We start from the raw sequence: 18,141 nt of genomic DNA, 5'->3' as shown, positions 1-18,141 counted from the left end.
GCCGATTTCCTCTTCCCATTTCGATTCCACGCAGCCGCTTTGGCTGTCTCCAACGGAAGGACTGGGAGAAAATGAACACAAGTGCATTGATCCGTCCGGCCTGGACGCCGGCCACCATCGCGCTGATGGTCATCGGCTTCATGGTGTTCTGGCCGCTCGGCTTCGCCATGCTCGCCTACATCATCTGGGGCGACCGGCTCGACGGCTTCAAGCGTGACGTCAATCGCGCCACCGACGGCATCTTCGCCGGCTGCCGCCGCGGCTCCGACAAGGCGGCCCGCTGGGGCCACGGGTCGGCCCGCACCGGCAACGTCGCCTTCGACGACTGGCGCGAGAAGGAACTCGAGCGCCTGGCCGAGGAACGCCGCAAGCTGGACGAGATGCTGACCGAGTTCGACGATTACGCTCGCGAACTGCGCCGTGCCAAGGACCAGGACGAGTTCGACCGCTTCATGGCGAACCGCCATAAGTCGACGGCCCCGACGACCACGGAGTCGTCCAAGCCGGCGACCCCGAAGCGCGGCAAGGGCTCGAACCTGCTCGACGACTGAGATCTTGCGACAGGTCTCAGGATGATACAACGGCGTCGCGTGAGCGGCGCCGTTTCTTTTTTGTTCTCTTTCTGCGTCCCCTCCACTGGTCGTTTCTCTCGAATCGCGTATCGTCCAGCCATGACTCTCGGCTTCTTTCGCAACCTGACCAAGCCAAAGCCCACGCCCGTCGTCGAGCGCGAGCATTGCGTCGCCGGCCGCACGCTGCCGCTCAAGATCGTCGAGAGCGCCAGGGCGAGACGGCTGACGTTGCGCATCGATTCCGGCGGCCAGGGCCTGCGCATCACCGTGCCGCCGGGCCTGCGTCGCGGCGAGGTGGAGAAATTCCTCGACCGCCATCAGGACTGGCTGGAGCAGCGCCTGGCCAAGGTGCCGACAAGGCCACAGGCGCGCCCGGGCATTAAAATCCCGATCCGCGGCGTGCCGCACCGCATCGTTCATGAGCCGGCAAAGCGCGGCACGGTCACCGTGTCGCGCGACGAGCGCGGCCCGCTGCTGATCGTGCATGGCGATCGGATCCATCTGCCGCGCCGCATCGCCGATTACCTCAAGCGCGAGGCAAAGAAGGAAATCGAGAAGCTGGTGGTCAAGCACACCGAAGCGGTCGGCAAGCGCGCCAAGGCGATACGCTTCAAGGACACCTCCAGTCGCTGGGGCTCATGCACCTCGGAGGGCAACCTCTCCTTCTCCTGGCGCATCATGATGGCGCCGCAGCCGGTGATAAACTACCTGGTGGCGCATGAGGTGGCGCATCTGAAAGAGATGAACCACGGCCCGAAATTCTGGAAGCTGTGCGAGAAGCTGTGCCCGGACACCGACCGCTGCAAGGACTGGCTGAAGCGCAATGGCGGCGCGTTGCAGGCGATCGTGTTCGAGTAGGGATGCTAAGGTTGGGTGTTTGGCGACCACCTAATCGTCATTCGCCGCATTCAACTCATCCGGCCGCAGGCCCTCATCGCCGCGGTGTGGCCACGGCAGGAAATTCCGGTCGAATGCATCGCTGCCGAAATAGTCCAGCGCCCGGTGCGCCTCGGCGCCGTTGAACGCGGCCTTGTCCATCAGATGCGCGATCACCTCGCGCGCCTGCGCGATCTTCTGCTTCAGTTCGGTGACGGTCTGGTCGGCCATGCTTGTCTCCCGCCATGCTACGTTAGGAACCTAGCGCTTCCGATGCCCTTGGCAACAGCATGCTTTTCCTCGACTCTTTTGCCATTTCGTGCCAATCCCGCCGCATGACGCTCGACATCAAGATCTGCGGATTGAAGACCGACGCCGCGATGGCTGCCGCCCTTGCCGGCGGCGCCAGCCATGTCGGCTTTATCTTCTTTGCCCGGAGTCCGCGTTATGTCGAGCCGGCCGAGGCCGGCCGCCTGCGCGAAATGGCGCGCGGCAAGGCCATGGCGGTTGCCGTCACCGTCGATGCCGACGATGCCTTCCTGGATGAGATCGTCGCCAGGATGCAGCCGGATATGTTGCAACTGCATGGTTCCGAAACGCCGGAGCGGGTGGCGGAACTCAAGGCTCGCCATGGCCTGCCGGTGATGAAGGTATTCTCCGTCAGCGAGGCCGCCGATCTCGATCGGATGAAGCCTTTCGTCGGTATCGCCGATCGGTTCATGTTCGACGCCAAGCCGCCGAAGGGATCGCAACTGCCGGGCGGCAATGGCGTCGCCTTCGACTGGCGCATCCTTGCCGGCCTTGACGTCGGCGTCGATTACATGCTTTCCGGAGGGCTCAACGCCGCCAATATCGGCGATGCCCTGAGATTGGCCAACCCGCCCGGGATAGACGTTTCGTCCGGCGTGGAAAGCGCTCCGGGCGTCAAGGATCCGGCGCTGATCGAGCAGTTTTTCCGGGCCGTCAGGGCCGCGCGCGACGATCGCGCCGCCTGAACAGTTTTTCGAACCAGAGCATGTCCCGGAAAAGTGGAATCCGGTTTTCCGATAAGGACATGCTCACTAAGTCAAGGAGCGATCGGCGATGAACAAGCCGGCTATGCCCAATTCCTTCCGCACCGGGCCTGACGAGCAGGGGATGTTCGGTATTTTCGGCGGTCGTTTCGTTGCCGAAACGCTGATGCCGCTGATCCTCGACCTCGAGCGGCACTGGAATGAGGTCAAGGACGACCCGGAGTTCAAGGCCGAGCTGCAGAACCTGTCGACCCACTATGCCGGGCGGCCATCAAAGCTCTATTTCGCCGAAGGCCTGACGAAGCATCTGGGCGGCGCCAAGGTCTACTTCAAGCGCGAGGATTTGAACCACACCGGCTCGCACAAGATCAACAACTGCCTCGGCCAGATCCTGCTCGCCAAGCGCATGGGCAAGAAGCGCATCATCGCCGAGACCGGCGCCGGCCAGCACGGCGTCGCTTCGGCGACTGTGGCGGCGCGCTTCGGTTATCCTTGCGTGGTCTACATGGGCGCCACCGATGTCGCCCGCCAGAGCCCCAACGTCTTCCGCATGAAGCTGCTCGGCGCCGAAGTGCGGCCGGTCACCGCCGGCCACGGCACGCTGAAGGACGCCATGAACGAGGCCCTGCGTGACTGGGTGACCAATGTCGAGGACACCTATTACCTGATCGGCACGGCCGCTGGGCCGCATCCCTATCCGGAACTGGTGCGCGACTTCCAGTCGGTGATCGGCATCGAAGCCCGCGCGCAGATGCTGGAGCAGGAAGGCCGGCTGCCCGACGTCATCATCGCCGCTGTCGGCGGGGGGTCCAATGCCATCGGCCTGTTCCACCCCTTCCTCGACGACAAGGATGTCCGCATCATCGGCATCGAGGCCGGCGGACGCGGCCTTGATGGCGTCGAGCATTGCGCCTCGATGAATGCCGGCAAGCCTGGTGTGCTGCACGGCAACCGCACCTATCTCTTGCAGAACGCCGACGGCCAGATCCTCGACGGTCATTCGATTTCGGCCGGTCTCGACTATCCGGGCGTCGGTCCCGAGCATTCCTGGCTGCGCGACTCGGGCCGCGTCGAATATGTGCCGATCCTCGACGACGAAGCGCTGGAGGCCTTCCAGCTGACCACGCGGGTCGAAGGCATCATCCCGGCGCTGGAATCGGCGCATGCCATCGCTCATGCGGTGAAGATCGTGCCCCAGATGGACAAGGACCAGCTCGTCATCGTCAACCTGTCCGGCCGCGGCGACAAGGATGTGCATACGGTGGCGAGCATGCTGGGCATGGAGATCTGACAATGACCACCCGCATCGACCGTCGCATGGCGAAGCTCAAATCCGAGGGCCGTCCGGCTCTGGTCACCTATTTCATGAGCGGCGACCCGGATTACGAGACCGCTTTATCGATCATGAAGGCGCTGCCCAAGGCGGGCGCGGACATCATCGAAATGGGGATGCCGTTTTCCGATCCGATGGCCGATGGTCCGGCGATCCAGGCAGCGGGCCTGCGCGCGCTGAAAGGTGGCCAGACCCTGGTCAAGACGCTGAAGACGGCGGCTGATTTCCGCGCCACCGACAATGACACGCCGATCGTGCTGATGGGCTACTACAATCCGATCTACATCTACGGCGTCGACCGCTTCCTCAAGGACGCGATTGCCAGCGGTATTGACGGGCTGATCGTCGTCGACCTGCCGCCGGAGATGGACGAGGAGCTCTGCATCCCGGCATTGAAGGCCGGCATCAACTTCATCCGCCTGGCGACGCCGACCACCGACGACAAGCGCCTGCCCAAGGTGCTGCAGAACACGTCGGGCTTTGTCTACTACGTGTCGATGACCGGCATCACCGGCTCGGCCCTGGCCGACACCGGCAAGGTTGCGGCAGCGGTCAAGCGCATCAAGGGCCATACCGAGCTGCCGGTCTGCGTCGGCTTCGGCGTCAAGACCGCCGAGCAGGCGCGCATTATCGGCGCTTCGGCCGACGGCGTCGTCGTCGGCACGGCAATCGTCAATGCGGTCGCCAATGTGCTGGGCCCCAAGGGCGAGAAGACGGCCGATCCGGCCGAAGCCGTCGCCACTCTGGTCAGCGGCCTTGCCCAGGGCGTCCGCTCCGCCCGCCTTGCCTCCGCCGAATAGGCTGACTATGTGTTCACAACGCAATTCCAGCCGGAAAACCGCCACAGACTTTTCCTGAATTGCTTGAAATCTCTTCCAGGACAGGAGCCGAAGCCATGAACTGGATCACCAATTACGTCCGCCCGAAGATCAATTCGATGCTCGGCCGCCGCACCGATATGCCGGAGAACCTCTGGATCAAGGATCCCGAGACCGGCGAGATGATTTTCCACAAGGATCTCGAATCCAACCAGTTCGTCATCCCGGCCTCCGGCCACCACATGAAGATCTCGGCCAAGGAGCGGCTGAAATATTTCCTTGACGACGGCAAATATGAGCAGCTCGAAAACCCCAAGGTCGTCCAGGACCCGCTGAAGTTCCGCGACGAGAAGCGCTACACCGATCGCCTGAAGGACGCCAAGGCCAAGACCGGCCTCGAGGATGCCATCGTCAATGCCCTTGGCACCATCGATGGCCTGCCGGTTGTCGTCACCGTGCAGGACTTCGCCTTCATGGGCGGCTCGCTCGGCATGGCTGCGGGCGACGCTATCGTGCACGCCTTCGAGGTCGCGCTGCAGCGCCGGCGGCCGCTGATCCTGTTTGCCGCCTCCGGCGGCGCCCGCATGCAGGAAGGCATTCTCTCGCTGATGCAGCTGCCGCGCACTACGATCGGTGTCGACCGGCTGAAGGAAGCCGGCCTGCCTTACATCGTCGTCTTGACCAACCCGACGACCGGCGGCGTCACCGCCTCCTACGCCATGCTGGGCGACGTTCACATCGCCGAGCCCGGCGCGCTGATCGGTTTTGCCGGTCCGCGCGTTATCGAGCAGACCATCCGCGAAAAACTGCCCGACGGCTTCCAGCGCGCCGAATACCTGATGGAACACGGCATGGTCGACATGGTCGTCTCGCGTCTTGAGTTGCGCCAGACCATCGCGCGACTGTTGAAGATGCTGCTCAAGGTGCCGGAAGCCGAGAAGCCGCTCGAACCGGAAATCTTGCCGCCGGCCGTCGTCAACGCGGAAACGCGGCCGCACGCCTGACGCGACATCTCTGGTCGCGGCCGTTATTGCACTTGGTCTTGCGTGCTGTAGCCTCTGATTTGCGCATGGGCTTGCCGAAACCGATTCCCGGCTTCGATGCCCATCCGAAAATTGCGGCAAACAAAAAGATTTAAGCCATGACAACGCTCGCTGCCGACCGTGAAATCGAACATCTGATGACGCTGCATCCGAAAGGGTTCGACCTTTCGCTGGACCGCATCACCCGGCTGCTCGAGCGCCTCGGCAACCCGCAGGACCGGCTGCCGCCGGTCATTCATATCGCCGGCACAAACGGCAAGGGTTCCTGCGCGGCCTTTTCGCGGGCATTGCTCGAGGCCGCCGGTCACCTCGTCCATGTCCACACCTCGCCGCATCTGGTGAACTGGGCCGAGCGCTACCGGCTGGCGGCCGAGAGCGGTGGCAAGCTGGTCGACGACGATGTCTTCGCTGAAGCCATCAGCCGCGTCGCCGAGGCCAATGGCGGCCAGAAGATCACGGTCTTCGAAATCCTAACCGCGGTCACCTTCATCCTGTTTTCCGAGCACCCGGCGGAAGCCGCGATCATCGAGGTCGGCCTCGGCGGCCGCTTCGACGCCACCAATGTGATTTCCCGGCCGGCGGTTTCCGTGATTATGCCGGTGTCGATGGATCACGAGGCCTATCTCGGCGACCGCGTCGAGCTGATCGCCGCCGAGAAAGCCGGCATCATGAAGCGCGGCTGCCCGGTGGTGATCGGCGCCCAGGAAAGCGAGACGGCGCTGCAAGTGCTGATCGACACCGCCGAGCGGCTGGACTGCCCGACATTCGTCTACGGCCAGGATTTCCTCGCCTTCGAGGAAAACGGCCGCATGGTCTATCAAGACCAGGACGGTTTGATGGATCTGCCGCCGCCGCGCCTGCCCGGACGCCACCAGTTCGCCAATGCCGCGGCGGCGATCGCCGCCGTCAAGGCGGCGGGCTTTGAGATCGGCAACCGCGCCGCCGAAAAGGCCATGGCCAATGTCGCCTGGCCGGCGCGCATGCAGAAGCTGACTCAAGGCAAGCTGGTCGACCTGGCGCCGAAGGGCACCGAGATCTGGCTGGATGGCGGCCACAATCCGGGCGCCGGCATCGTCATCGCCGAGGCGCTGGCCGAGCAGGAGGAAAAGAACCCAAGGCCGCTGATCCTGATCTCGGGCATGATCAACACCAAGGACCAGACCGGCTACTTCACGGCCTTCAAAGGCCTTGCCCGACATGTCTATACGGTGCCGGTCGCCAACAGCCAGTCCGGCGTGCCCAATGACGAGCTGGCGTTGCGCGCCACCGAGGCCGGCCTGTCGGCCGAGCCGGTCAACTCGGTCGCCAATGCGCTGATGCTTTTGCGCGATTCATGGGACGGTCCGGCGCCGCGCATCCTGATCGGCGGCTCGCTCTATTTCGCCGGCGAAGTGCTGGCCGAAAACGGCACGCCGCCGACCTGAACACCACCTTGAACCACGCCGCGAGGAGCCGGACATGATCAAGGTCAAGCAGCTTGCCCATGTCTGCATCTTCGCGCAGGACCTCGAAGCGACACGCGGCTTCTACCGCGACGTGCTCGGCCTCGACACGCGGTTCAATTTCCTGCGCGACGGCAAGGTGTTCGGCTTCTACCTCGACTGCGGCGGCCGCAGCCATGTCGAGGTGTTCGAAAAGGCCGAGGCCAGCTATGGCGCGCGCAACCAGATCAACCACTTCTGCCTGGAGGTGGAGGATATCGAGGCGGCCGTCGCCCATATCCGCTCGAAGGGCGTCGAGGTGACGCCTAAAAAGCTCGCTTGCGACGACACCTGGCAGGCCTGGACCACAGACCCCAACGGCGTCAAGATCGAGCTTTTCGAATACACCGCCAGAAGCGCGCAGTTTACCGGCGGCGATCGTGTGGCCGACTGGTGATCGGATAGCTGGTACGGCTCGGCGCATCCTAGTCTGATCGGCGGTACGCTCTACCTTGCCGGCGCGGTGCCGGTTGAGGACGGCAGGTCGCCGGCCTGCAGAGGCAGTTCAGAAATCCCAGGGCGAGATCAGATCAAGGCTGGTTGAGCCAAAGTCGCTCAGATTGCGTGTTGCCAGGCGACCACCATTCACGTGAGCAATCGCTGCAATCATGCCGTCGGGAGCGGACATACCACGGCCTTGCCGCCGCGCGGTTCCCATGATCTCGCCATAAGCCAGGGCAGCCTCTTCCGTCAGCCCAAAAATGCGGTCGGCAAAGCGATGGCGCCACTGCGAAAGCCCTTGCTCAAGGCGATCGGCACGCTCATCAGGTCGTATCTTTTGAATGCCAAAAGCGATTTCACCGATCGCCACGGTGGGAAGGGCCAATTCCGCATCGTTGCGAACGAGCCAGGCCAGAACGGCTGCGTCCGGCACCTTCCTGAGGGTCTCCGAGATCACATTGGTATCGACGAAAATCAAAGTTCCGGTCCCGGGTGAATTTGGCGGCCCTCGCGAATAACCTTATCCAGATCGATATCGGCGCCGCTGCTTGCCGCCAGGCGAGCATAGAAGGCGGATGCCGGTTCGCGCCCGGCTTCCCGGATCTCATAGGATTCAAGTGCGCGTTCGACGATATCGGCGATGGAGCGATTTTCGCGACGCGCCAGTCGGTGAGCAAGATCCCGTGCTTTTGCGCTGCGTACTGAGAGCTGCGGTTCGGCCATCTGAACCTCCGTTTGTCCAGAATATAAGCCAATCCTAGTTAGCCATCAAGATGGCAGATGATGGCGCGCCATCACTTCAGCTCGATCTCGATGAAGGCGTACTCGCCGTCATTGGCGTTGATGACGTCGTGCTCGACGCCTTCCTTGCGAAAATAGGGCGCACCTTGTTTCATCTCGGCGAAGGATTCGCCGTCCTTGGTCAACAGCTTCACCTTGCCGTCCATCAGCGGCACCACGACATAGTCGTGACCATGGCGGTGCCAGCCGGTGTTGTCGCCGGGCTGGAAGCGGTATTCGGTGACGATCACGCGTTCATTGTCGATGAAGACGGTGGCCTTGGCGGTTCCGGTCATGGTGTTCTCCCTTTTGTGTCAGCAAAGGAGATGGCGCGCTCCCGCGTCAGTGCCACGATGCGGCCAGTCATGGCGCCAAAGAAAAGCCCGGCGCGATGGCCGGGCTTGGTCTTGAAGTCTTTGGATCGGCTCAGGCGAGGCTGCCGTTGATCCAGTGCGACAGCGCGGTCTTCGGCGCGGCGCCAACCTTGATGTCGGCCATCTCACCACCCTTGAAGATCATCAGCGTCGGGATCGAACGCACGCCATACTGCGCCGCCAGCTCCGGATTCTCGTCGATGTTAAGCTTAGCGATCTTGACCTTCGAGCCGAGCTCGTTGGCAATCTCTTCCAGCGACGGGCCGATCATCTTGCAGGGACCGCACCACTCCGCCCAGAAATCCACCACGACCGGCTCCTTGGCGTTGAGCACATCGGCCTGGAAATTGCTCTTGTCGACCTTGACGGTGGCCATGCTGAAATCCTTTCGAAAACTCGGGTTGCACCAAATGTGGTGGTTCCGATGGCGATCTTCAAGCAGCTCTTGTGTCACGCTCGTGTGAGTCGGGCAAGGGCGTCGTCCATGGCCGCCGCCGGCAACTCGATCAGGCGCGGCGCCTCGGTGAAGAGCAGCGCCGCCGCCACCTCGCGGCCAGGATAAAGCGGCTGGAGCAGGGCCCGATAGAGCGCCAGCTGCAGCACATAAGCCGGCGGCACCTCCGCCAGGTTCGCCGGCGCCGGCCGGTTGGTCTTGTAATCGACGATCGAGACTTTCTCGGCAGTGACCGCCAACCGGTCGATCTTGCCGGAGATCGAGCGCAGCCTGCCCTTGACCTCGAGACTGCCCATGACCGCGACCTCGGCGCGGGAGGAGGGCGAAAACAGTGTATCAAAGCGGCTGTCGGAAAGGATTGAAAGCACGGCGTCCAGCGCCTTGTCGCGCTCTCGCTCCGGCCAGTCGGCGCCCGCGCGCGCCAGATAGCGTTCCGCTGCGCTCTGCCTTTCCTCTTCCGCAATGCCGGGCAACATCTGGAGCAATTTGTGCAGGGCCAGCCCGCGCACCACCGCAAAGCCGGGCTCGGCCTCGGTGTCGAGCACCGGTGAGTGTGTATCCGGCACGGGCTCGTTCGCCTCGTCGATCAGCGCCGAGGCGCCGGACGGCGATAGCGGTCTTGGCAATTCCTCGTCAGGCGGCAGCAGCCGGAACAGGCCGTCCGGCAGCGGCAGTGCGTGCTCGATAGGGCTCTGCGCCGCGCCCGCTGCAAGCGCCACCGGCGGCAGCTTCGTCATATGAAAGCGATGCACGCCTATGTCGGCCGTCGCCGGGTGGCGGCGTTCCGTGCTTTCCGGCGCACCGGCTAGCGCGCGGCTGACGATCGAATGCCAGGTGCCGGTGCTCGGCTGTCGCTTGCCGTGATAACCGCAGACGATCAGCCGGTCCTCGGCGCGCGTCATGCCGACATAGAGCAGCCGCCGGTATTCGTCGTCGGCAAGCTCGCGCGCCCGCATCGAGGCCGTTCGCGAGACGTCATTGGCGACATCGCTGGCCGAACGCCACAGATAGCCTTTTCCCCGCCACTGCGCGCCGGAACTTTCGAACGGCATCAGCCGTGGCAGATGCTGGTCGCTGAACGGCGCCGAGCCGCCATCGACGAGGAAAACCACCGGTGCTTCGAGACCCTTGGCGGCATGCACCGTCATGACGCGCACCTCGTCGCGCGTCTGGTCCATCTCGCGCTTGATCTCGGGACCGGCATTCTCCAGCGTCGACAGGAAGGATTCCAGCCCTGGCAGTCCGGTGCGCTCCTCGGCAAGGCAAAAGCTAAGGAATTCGTCGAGGATGTCGCCGGCTTCCGGCCCGAGCCGCGCCGTCATCTTGCGACGCAGTCCGTCGCGCGCCAGCAGTCCGGCATAGAACTCGAACACCGGTTTGAACGCGGCCTCGTTCGTCCAGGCGTCGAGCCGGCCAACGACGGCGGCCAAGGCCTCGTCTCCAGCCGCATGTTGGCGCAGCGAGGCGATCAGCGACAGGCCCTTCGGCCGCGCGCCGGCGAGCGCCAGCAGCGTCTCCTCGGAGATTTCGAAGATCGGGCTGCGCAGCACGGCGGCTAAAGAAAGGTCGTCTTCCGGCTGGATCAGGAAATGGCCAAGCGCGATCAGGTCCTGCACCGCGATATGGCCGGGCAGGCTCAGCCTGTCGGCGCCCGCAACCGGGATCTGCCGGTTCTTGAGGCTGCGCGACAGCGCATGGACGAAACGGTCACGTTTGCGCACCAGGACGAGAATGTCGCCGGCCGTCAGCCTGCGGCCTTTGCCTTCGATGACCTCGCCATTGCGCAGCCAGTTCTGGATGGTCGCAGCCACATGCTCGGCCACGCGCACGGCTGGCGCGCTGGCGTGGTTGACCGGCAAGGTCCAGTCATCCGGCTCCTCGACCGCATCCGTGCCGACCGACGGCCACACCTCGACATAGCCAGGCGCATCGATGCGGATCGCCTTGTGGCTGAGCGGATCGGGATCGTGACTGATGCCGCGCCGCACGCCAGGCTCGGCAAAGACGCGATCGACGGCGGCAAGCACATCGTCGCTCGACCGGAACGACCAGGTGAGCTTGAGGTTGGCAAAGGACGCCTCGGCGTCGCGCACGCGCCCGGCAAACAACAACCGGCTGTCGGCAAAGGAATCGGGTGCCGCGCCCTGGAAGGAGTAGATCGACTGCTTCTCGTCGCCGACGGCAAACACTGTCCGCCTGACCGCCTCGCGCTGGCCAAGCCCGGCAAAGAACTCCTCGGTCAGCTTCTTCACCACTTCCCACTGGTCGGGGCTGGTGTCCTGCGCCTCGTCGAGCAGGATGTGGTCGATACCCTGGTCGAGCTTGTATTGCACCCAAGGCCCGGCATCCGGCCGCGACAGCAGGCTGACGGTGCGGGTGATGAGATCGTTGAAGTCGAGAAAGCCGCGGCTGCGCTTCAACTGCTCGTAGCGCGTGATCAGCCATCCGGCGACAGTGAGCGCGGCAACTGTGCCCTCGATCATGCGAAACAGCGCCAGCCGCTCGGACACGTCGAGGATGACCTTCGCCGCCGCCAGGTAGCGTTCGGGCAGATCGGGCAGCCGATCGACCAGCGCCTTCTTGAAGATTTTCGGAGGGTCGTACGGGTCGCCGTCAGCCTTGAGAAAGGCTTTGGCGAGCAAGCGCAGCCGCTGAATGGGATCGCGTTCGGCAAAGGCGTTTTGCGCGTAAGGCAGAACATTGTTCAGAACCGTGCGTGCGTCGGTAGCGTCCGCGGCGCGGGCAAATTCCGCGTACTGGCTTGGCGAAAAACCCGGCAGCGGCCAGATGGCGGCGGCGATATCATCGGCCGTCTGGCTGGGACGGAAGCCGAATTCGGCGAACAATGGCTGGAAATCCCTTGTCACGCCCAGCCGGGCGATGAAGTCGCGCAATTCGTCGCGCTTGCGCACGATCTCGGCGAGCAGCGTGTCGAGGCCGAACTCGCCGCCGCGTTCCAGCACAATTGCAAAGGCTTCCCCCAGGCCCTCGACCCCGGCGCCCGCGCCCGAAATCATGTCGCGGCGGGCATCGCCGAACAGCGAGGCTTCCATCTGCGGGTCGAGCATTTCGAAATGCGCCGGGATGTTGGCTTCGAGCGGGAACTGGTGCAGCACCGATTCGCAGAAGGCGTGGATGGTCTGGATCTTCAGGCCGCCCGGTGTCTCCAGCGCTTCGGCAAACAGCCGCCGCGCGCGCCGCATCGTATCGCGGTCGGCGCCTCGCCCGTCGAGTGCCGCGATCCGCTCGCCGAGCTCCGCATCGGGCAACGTGGTCCATTCCGACAAGGTCGAAAACACGCGGTTCGACATGTTGGCGGCGGCCGCGCGCGTATAAGTCAGGCACAGGATCTTCGACGGATCGGTGCCGTTGAGCAGCAGCCGGATGACGCGCTGCGCCAGCACATGCGTCTTGCCCGAGCCGGCATTGGCCGAGACCCAGGCCGAGTTCTGCGGGTCGGAGGCACGCGCCTGGCTGGCGGCTGTCTCGGTGGGGATCGGATATTTCATCCGTCCGCCTCGTCATCGCTGGCGCCGCCGGCCGACCATTCCAGCACGCGCGCCAGATGGTCGTAGTCACCGTCGGCGTCGCCCTCGCGGAATGGCAGCGCCCGCGACAGATAGCCGGTCGCCGGATCGGCATAATGGAACAAGAGCCGCTCCAGCCGCGCCCAGGCCTCTTCCGACAGATCGTTGGCGGTGCGGGGTTTGCGGTTGTATTCGAGGATCGATTCCTCGAACACCTCGCCATTCGGCTTCAGCCGCACGAAGGCCAGTTGCGAGGGTTCGCGGATGCCGAGTTCCTTGAAGGCGCCGCGCCTGAGCAAAGCGCCTTCGAGCGCCAACTGCGGCGACAAGAGCGTATGCGCCTGTGCCTTGGAAGGCGAGGAGCCGGTCTTGTAATCGAGGATATCGGCCATGCCGCCGGCCAGCAGATCGACGCGATCGGCATAGCCGGAGAGCGTCACGCCGGTACGGCCGACGATAGTCTTTTCGGCGCGTTCCTCGGCGTGGCGACGGGCGACCGCATCGGCGCGCGTGTGCTCCCATTCGATGATGTTGGCGGCGAGCTTTTCGAAACGCGGCCACCAGACCGCCTCGATGTCGGGAGGAAGTGCCGCGTCGGCAAAGCAGAGCCGCCCGGCCTCGACAAGGGCGGCCAGCGCGCCCGGCGCGCGCGGGTCTTCCACCCGTCGCGAAAACAGATGCAGGATTTCATGGAACAGCGTGCCGCGCTCGGCAGCGCCCGGATCGCGGATCAACGGCTCGAGCGGCATCAGGCCCAGGATGCGCCGGGCGTAGACCGCATAGGGGTCGCGGCGCAGCGTCTCGATCTCGGTGACCGAGAAATGCTGCGGACGCAGGCTAAGCGGCGGCTTCGGTTGCGGGCGCGCGGCAAAATCCTTCCTCTCGCCGGCATCGAGCGCGCGCGCCCATGAAAGCTGCGTATCGCCGCGACGGCCAAGCACCGTCGCCTGCTCCTTGCCGATGAAGGTCAGCATCCGCTGCAGCCAGCGCGACGGCACCGCCGGCGCGTCGCCGGATCGCGCCGCGCGCGTCAGCACGACCTGTTTCGTGCCCATCGCCATCTGGAAATCATGCGCGGCAAGACCGATGCGCCGTTCCGGCGGTTCGAGGTCGATGCCGGTCTTCATCAGCCGTGACATGAAGCGGTCGCTCTCGGGCTTGCGTGGCCACACGCCTTCGTTGAGCCCGCCGATGACCAGCGTGTCGACGCTCTGCAGCCGGGCTTCGAGCGCGCCCCAGATGGCGATGTTGCGGTCGGTGCCCTGCGCCGGTTTCACCGTCTCCGGCGCGATCAGCGCCTCCATCACGTCAGGCCATTCACTTGCAGGAAAAGTGAAAGGCGAGGACGCGGCCACCAGCCCACGCAGCAGCTCAGCAAGCTTTTCGCCCGCGTCGCCTGCGTAGAGCGCCGTCACGCTGCCGTCGGCCGCGCGGCCGAGAGCCTCGAGCGCCCCGACACTGGCACGCGTCAGCGTGGCGATATCCGCGTCCTTCTCGACGCGCATCGCCGTAAGCACGGAGAGCGCACCGGTAAGACGGCTAAGCATGTCGCCCGCCTGCTCGATCGAGCGGACGCTCAGGCGCGAAAACCAGAAGGGTTGACGGCTGTCGCCGCTCAGTCCGGCGAGCCTCGCCTCGAACAACTGATCGAGCGAGGCGATATCGGGCCGGCCGGTGCCGCCACGCAGCGCCACCAGCTCGACGAGCTCAGCCGCCTTGCGGACAATCTGGCGATCGAGACCGAGGCCAAGCAGGGCGTGCTTGAGCAGCGAGAGCAGTCCGACCGGATCGCCGGGCCGAAACGCCGCCTGCAGCGCCAGCCGCAGCAAAGTGGCCGCCGGCGTGTTGGCAAGCGGCGCGCCGCCGGAATCGTCGGCGACGACACCGAAACGCAGGAGCTCGGCTGAGACCCGCCGCGCCAGCGAACGATCACCGGTCACAAGTGCGGCGCGCTTGCCCGGGGTTTCCGCGGCACGCTTCAGCACGATGGCGATTGCGGCGGCCTCATCGCGCTCATTGGCTGCTTCCACCAGCGTCACGCCGGCCAACGCCTGCTCGATATCGCCGGCCGAAAAACGCGACCGCGTCTCCGTCCAGAACTCGGTCGTCTCAGCCGGCCGCAGCGCCTCGCCGACGAGTGCCGCGCGCAGCGCAAGCGGCCCTGCCGCCTCGCCGATCTCCTCGACATCGCGGCGCGGAATGCCGATGCCGCCGATCAGCTTGGCCAGGCCGTATTGCGGGTGGCCAAGCGTCGCCGGACGCGCGCCGGGCGCGGAGATCGCGGCGAAGGAGGCATCATCGAGCTCGCGGTCGAGGCCGGGCAGCACCACGGCGCCGTTGGGCAGGCCGGCGATCACGCCGAGCAACTCTGCGGTGGCGGGAATGGAGCCGGTCGAGCCGGCGGCGATCACCGGTCCCGTCGGCGGATTGCGCTTCAACCGCTCGGCTTCCAGCCGGATCAGCGCACTGCGATGCGCGGCCGGGTTGGAGCGGCTGCGCTCCTTGAGCACCTCCGGCCAGTTTTCAGTGACGATGCCGAGGAAATCGAGCGTCACCTGCCACCAGCCGGCGAGATTGCCAGGGACGAGTGACGCAAGCTTCGTCCAATCCGTACCTTCGGTCTCGATCTCGTCCATCAGCCGGGCAAGATCGCGCGCCAGCCATATGGCGTCCGCGGCCGAGGTCGGCACCACGAATTCCTCGTTGAAGCGCTCCCGCACATGCGCCGGCAGGCTTTCCTTCCAGGCGCGCACCAGCGGTGCCAGCAAAAGCAGCCGCTCCTGTGCGGCGATCGGTGGCGCAAGCTCGATGGCTGGTGCTGCCTCGGCATCGAAAGCCGTTTCGTCCTCGTCGAACTCGCCAAGCGGCCGCACCGTCGGCAGGATGGCTGAGCGTCTCCCGAGCAGGTCGACGAAAACGCCGCGCAGCGCGCGCGCCGCGCGCCGGGTCGGCACATAGATGGTGGCGTCGGCCAGCGCCAGCGGGTCGCCGTCGAAACGGAAACCGGGGACGAGCTTGCCATCGAGCAACGCCCCGGCCAGCGTCGGCAGGAACGGCGCTCCTGATGGGATCGAAAGGACGCGGCGCGCGCCGCTCATATCGCATTGGATCGCCGTGCGGCCGTTTGGGCGCACAAAGGACGATCTAACCCTTTGAATCTACGCATCGTGCTTTCCGAAAATCGAACCCGATTTCCGGGCCGATGCGGTAGCAAGCGCGCCGGCCACGGCTTCTTCAGCGGCAGGGATCGCGTCCGGCGTGCCGACCGTGATCCAGCGTCCATGCATCTTCATGCCGAACAGACGCCCAGCGGCAATCGCCTTGTCGAAATAGACGTTGAGCGAATGCGAGCCCGCCGGGGCGTCCTTGAAGATGCGCGGGTGGATGATTGCGGCACCCGCATAGATCAGGCCGGCCGCATCGCCTTTCGAGCGCCGCAGGGCGCCATCAGGCGCGGCCAGGAAGTCGGTGCCGACGCAGTGCCCGGTCGCTGAGTCGAGATCGGTAAGCATCAGCAGAATATCCATTCTGGCAGCGTCCCATGCAAGGGCAAGGCGTTCCAGGCTGGGCGGGCCGCTGTCGATCCAGAAGGTGTCGGCATTGATGATGTAGAAGGGCTCGTCGCCCAGAAGCGGCAGCGCCTTGACGATGCCGCCCGCCGATTCCAGCAAAGCCTCGCGCTCGTCGGAAATGACGATCTTCGGCGCTTTGCGGGCGGCGACATGGGCGACGATCTGCTCCGGCAGATGATGCACGTTGACGATGGCCCTGGCGACGCCCGCCGCCGCCAGGCCGTCCAGTCCCCAGTCGAGCAAAGTCTTGCCGGCGATCCTCACCAGCGGCTTGGGCATGGTGTCGGTGATCGGCCGCATACGCTTGCCGAGCCCGGCCGCCAGCACCATCGCTGTCGCGGGCTTCATGGCGCGAGTTCCTCGAGCAGCCCGTGGGCCATGTAGAAATCCTTCAGGCCGGCCAGCGCCGGATGCGCCAGCGCCCGCCTCAGATAGTCGCGGATGCGCGGCAGATGCTTCAGATAATAAGGCTTGCCGTCGCGCTTTTCGAGCCGCACAAAAATGCCGAGGATCTTGGAATTGCGCTGCGCCGCCATGATCGCATAGGCCTCGGCGAAGCCGGCCTCGTCGAAGGCGCCGGCGGCACGCCGTGCCGCGACATAGGCAGCCACGGTCCGCTGTTCGATTTCGGGTGAGACCGTGACGCGCGCATCCATCGCAAGGGAAGCGACGTCATAGGCGGCCGGGCCGATCAACGCGTCCTGCACGTCGACGATGCCAAGCCGGTCGAGGCCAGTGCGTTCGCCGCGCCAGATGATGTTGGGCGAATGGAAATCGCGCAGCATCAGCGTGTATTCGCTGCCGGCGAGCCGGTCGAGCAGCGCATTCCATTGCTTGTGATAGCCGGCGCGCAATTCGTCGCTCGCCGCCTTGCCGGTGATCATCGGCACATACCAGTCGACCAGAAGATCGGCCTCGATCAGCATCGCCTCGCGGTCGAAGGGCGGTACGTCGTGGAAAACGCCGGGTGCCGCTTCCATATGCTCGGACCACGGCTTGCCATGCATCATGGCGAGCAGCTCCGCCGCTGCCGCGTAGCGCCCGGCGATGGGTTGCCCATCGCTGCTCAGAAAACCTTCCGAGCCGAGATGTTCGAGCAGCAAAAGACCCTGGTCGAGATCCTGCGCATGGATCAGCGGCACGCTGACGCCGGCGGCAAGCAGCGCCTGATCGATGGCGACAAAAGCAATGACGGACTGCGCCGTATGGGCAATCACCGCATAGGGCTTGCCGTCGCGCACCGGCGGGCCCAGCACCAGGCGCGGCGAGTTCATCAGCACGCGCGGGGCGTGACCGGCAATGGCGACGATCTCATAGGAGCGGGCGGACGCATCGCCGACAAAATGGCGGCGGCTCGCTTCACCCCAGCCGGCGGCGGCCAGAAAATCGCGCATCGCCAGCGACCGTGCAATACGATCGAATGCGGCTCCTTGCGCCGATATCCTCGCAAGTCGACCGTCGCCTTGCTCGGAAAGCTCTATCCAAACCGCCCCTTTCGGCAGGCGGTCGCCGGCTCGTTCGGGCCACTCCACCAGCGCCGCGCCTTGCGCCAGCGCATCGTCGAGGCCGAGTTCATCGAGCTCGTCGGGCGAGGACAATCGGTAGAGATCGAAATGGCTGACCGGAATGCGCGTGTCGTAGCTCTGCACCAGCGTGAAAGTCGGACTCGGCACTTCGAGGCCGGCGTCATCGGCCAGCGCGCGGATCAGGGCGCGCGCCAGCGTCGACTTGCCGGCGCCGAGATCGCCCTTGAGCGCGATCGCATCGCCGGCGCGCAACGCCATGGCCAGGTCTTCACCAAGCCTTGCCGTCGCCGCCTCGTCGGCAAGAAAACGCTCCAGGGTCGTTCCGGTCATG

The 18,141-nt window shown here is 64.9% G+C and carries 17 protein-coding genes; 8 read left to right on the top strand and 9 right to left on the bottom strand.

Features of this window, described 5'->3' with window-relative positions; genetic code table 11:
• Positions 1-71: 71 nt before the first annotated feature.
• Positions 72-551: a DUF2852 domain-containing protein gene (locus AB6802_RS03555; RefSeq protein WP_371008623.1), complete on the top strand. Its 480-nt coding sequence runs from the start codon at positions 72-74 to the stop codon at positions 549-551.
• Positions 552-671: 120 nt separating this feature from the next.
• Positions 672-1,430 (top strand): M48 family metallopeptidase, encoded by a 759-nt coding sequence (locus AB6802_RS03550; RefSeq protein ID WP_371008622.1) that lies wholly within the window; start codon positions 672-674, stop codon positions 1,428-1,430.
• A 30-nt stretch (positions 1,431-1,460) separates the two neighbouring features.
• On the opposite strand, the gene AB6802_RS03545 is transcribed toward AB6802_RS03550, so the two are convergent.
• Entirely contained in the window at positions 1,461-1,679 is a 219-nt protein-coding gene (locus AB6802_RS03545; RefSeq protein ID WP_371008621.1) for a hypothetical protein, read from the bottom strand.
• Positions 1,680-1,783: 104 nt separating this feature from the next.
• Between AB6802_RS03545 and AB6802_RS03540 the strand changes: the two genes are divergently transcribed.
• The 6 genes from AB6802_RS03540 (at position 1,784) to AB6802_RS03515 (ending at position 7,533) form a co-directional block, all read left to right on the top strand.
• The gene (locus tag AB6802_RS03540; RefSeq protein ID WP_371008778.1) at positions 1,784-2,443 is read left to right on the top strand and encodes a phosphoribosylanthranilate isomerase; all 660 of its coding nucleotides are present in this window, start codon (positions 1,784-1,786) and stop codon (positions 2,441-2,443) included.
• 88 nt (positions 2,444-2,531) lie between these two features.
• Positions 2,532-3,752 carry a tryptophan synthase subunit beta gene (trpB, locus tag AB6802_RS03535; RefSeq protein WP_371008620.1) on the top strand — a complete coding sequence of 407 codons (1,221 nt, stop codon included), beginning with the start codon at positions 2,532-2,534 and terminating at the stop codon, positions 3,750-3,752.
• Between the two features lie 2 nt (positions 3,753-3,754).
• Positions 3,755-4,594 carry a tryptophan synthase subunit alpha gene (trpA, locus tag AB6802_RS03530; RefSeq protein ID WP_371008619.1) on the top strand — a complete coding sequence of 280 codons (840 nt, stop codon included), beginning with the start codon at positions 3,755-3,757 and terminating at the stop codon, positions 4,592-4,594.
• Between the two features lie 95 nt (positions 4,595-4,689).
• A complete protein-coding gene (accD, locus tag AB6802_RS03525; protein ID WP_371008618.1) occupies positions 4,690-5,616 on the top strand; it encodes an acetyl-CoA carboxylase, carboxyltransferase subunit beta in 927 nt (308 codons plus the stop codon).
• Positions 5,617-5,753: 137 nt separating this feature from the next.
• Positions 5,754-7,079, top strand: coding sequence for a folylpolyglutamate synthase/dihydrofolate synthase family protein (locus AB6802_RS03520; protein WP_371008616.1), 1,326 nt, complete (start codon positions 5,754-5,756; stop codon positions 7,077-7,079).
• A 34-nt stretch (positions 7,080-7,113) separates the two neighbouring features.
• Positions 7,114-7,533 carry a VOC family protein gene (locus AB6802_RS03515; protein WP_371008615.1) on the top strand — a complete coding sequence of 140 codons (420 nt, stop codon included), beginning with the start codon at positions 7,114-7,116 and terminating at the stop codon, positions 7,531-7,533.
• Positions 7,534-7,641: 108 nt separating this feature from the next.
• Here the strand turns inward: AB6802_RS03515 and AB6802_RS03510 are convergent, their stop codons facing one another.
• From AB6802_RS03510 to tsaE, 8 genes are all read right to left on the bottom strand, one after another.
• A complete protein-coding gene (locus AB6802_RS03510; RefSeq protein ID WP_371008614.1) occupies positions 7,642-8,055 on the bottom strand; it encodes a type II toxin-antitoxin system VapC family toxin in 414 nt (137 codons plus the stop codon).
• Entirely contained in the window at positions 8,052-8,300 is a 249-nt protein-coding gene (locus tag AB6802_RS03505; protein WP_371008613.1) for a type II toxin-antitoxin system VapB family antitoxin, read from the bottom strand. The genes AB6802_RS03510 and AB6802_RS03505 overlap by 4 nt, the downstream gene beginning before the upstream one ends.
• Positions 8,301-8,371: 71 nt before the next feature.
• Entirely contained in the window at positions 8,372-8,653 is a 282-nt protein-coding gene (locus AB6802_RS03500) for a cupin domain-containing protein (protein WP_371008612.1), read from the bottom strand.
• 130 nt (positions 8,654-8,783) lie between these two features.
• Positions 8,784-9,107: a thioredoxin gene (gene trxA, locus AB6802_RS03495; protein WP_371008611.1), complete on the bottom strand. Its 324-nt coding sequence runs from the start codon at positions 9,105-9,107 to the stop codon at positions 8,784-8,786.
• Positions 9,108-9,181: 74 nt separating this feature from the next.
• The gene (gene addA / locus AB6802_RS03490) at positions 9,182-12,694 is read right to left on the bottom strand and encodes a double-strand break repair helicase AddA (RefSeq protein WP_371008610.1); all 3,513 of its coding nucleotides are present in this window, start codon (positions 12,692-12,694) and stop codon (positions 9,182-9,184) included.
• Positions 12,691-15,810, bottom strand: coding sequence for a double-strand break repair protein AddB (gene addB / locus AB6802_RS03485; RefSeq protein WP_371008609.1), 3,120 nt, complete (start codon positions 15,808-15,810; stop codon positions 12,691-12,693). Before addB ends, addA begins: the two co-directional genes overlap by 4 nt.
• 60 nt (positions 15,811-15,870) lie before the next feature.
• Positions 15,871-16,632, bottom strand: coding sequence for a nucleotidyltransferase family protein (locus AB6802_RS03480; RefSeq protein WP_371008608.1), 762 nt, complete (start codon positions 16,630-16,632; stop codon positions 15,871-15,873).
• On the bottom strand, positions 16,629-18,140 hold the full coding sequence (gene tsaE / locus AB6802_RS03475) for a tRNA (adenosine(37)-N6)-threonylcarbamoyltransferase complex ATPase subunit type 1 TsaE (RefSeq protein WP_371008607.1): 1,512 nt from the start codon (positions 18,138-18,140) through the stop codon (positions 16,629-16,631). The genes AB6802_RS03480 and tsaE overlap by 4 nt, the downstream gene beginning before the upstream one ends.
• Between the last annotated feature and the right edge of the window lies 1 nt (position 18,141).

Source organism: Mesorhizobium sp. RCC_202, from assembly GCF_041355295.1.
Lineage (GTDB): Bacteria > Pseudomonadota > Alphaproteobacteria > Rhizobiales > Rhizobiaceae > Mesorhizobium.
Note: the sequence above shows the minus strand (reverse complement) of the source record. Positions and strands in the feature narration are given on the sequence as shown.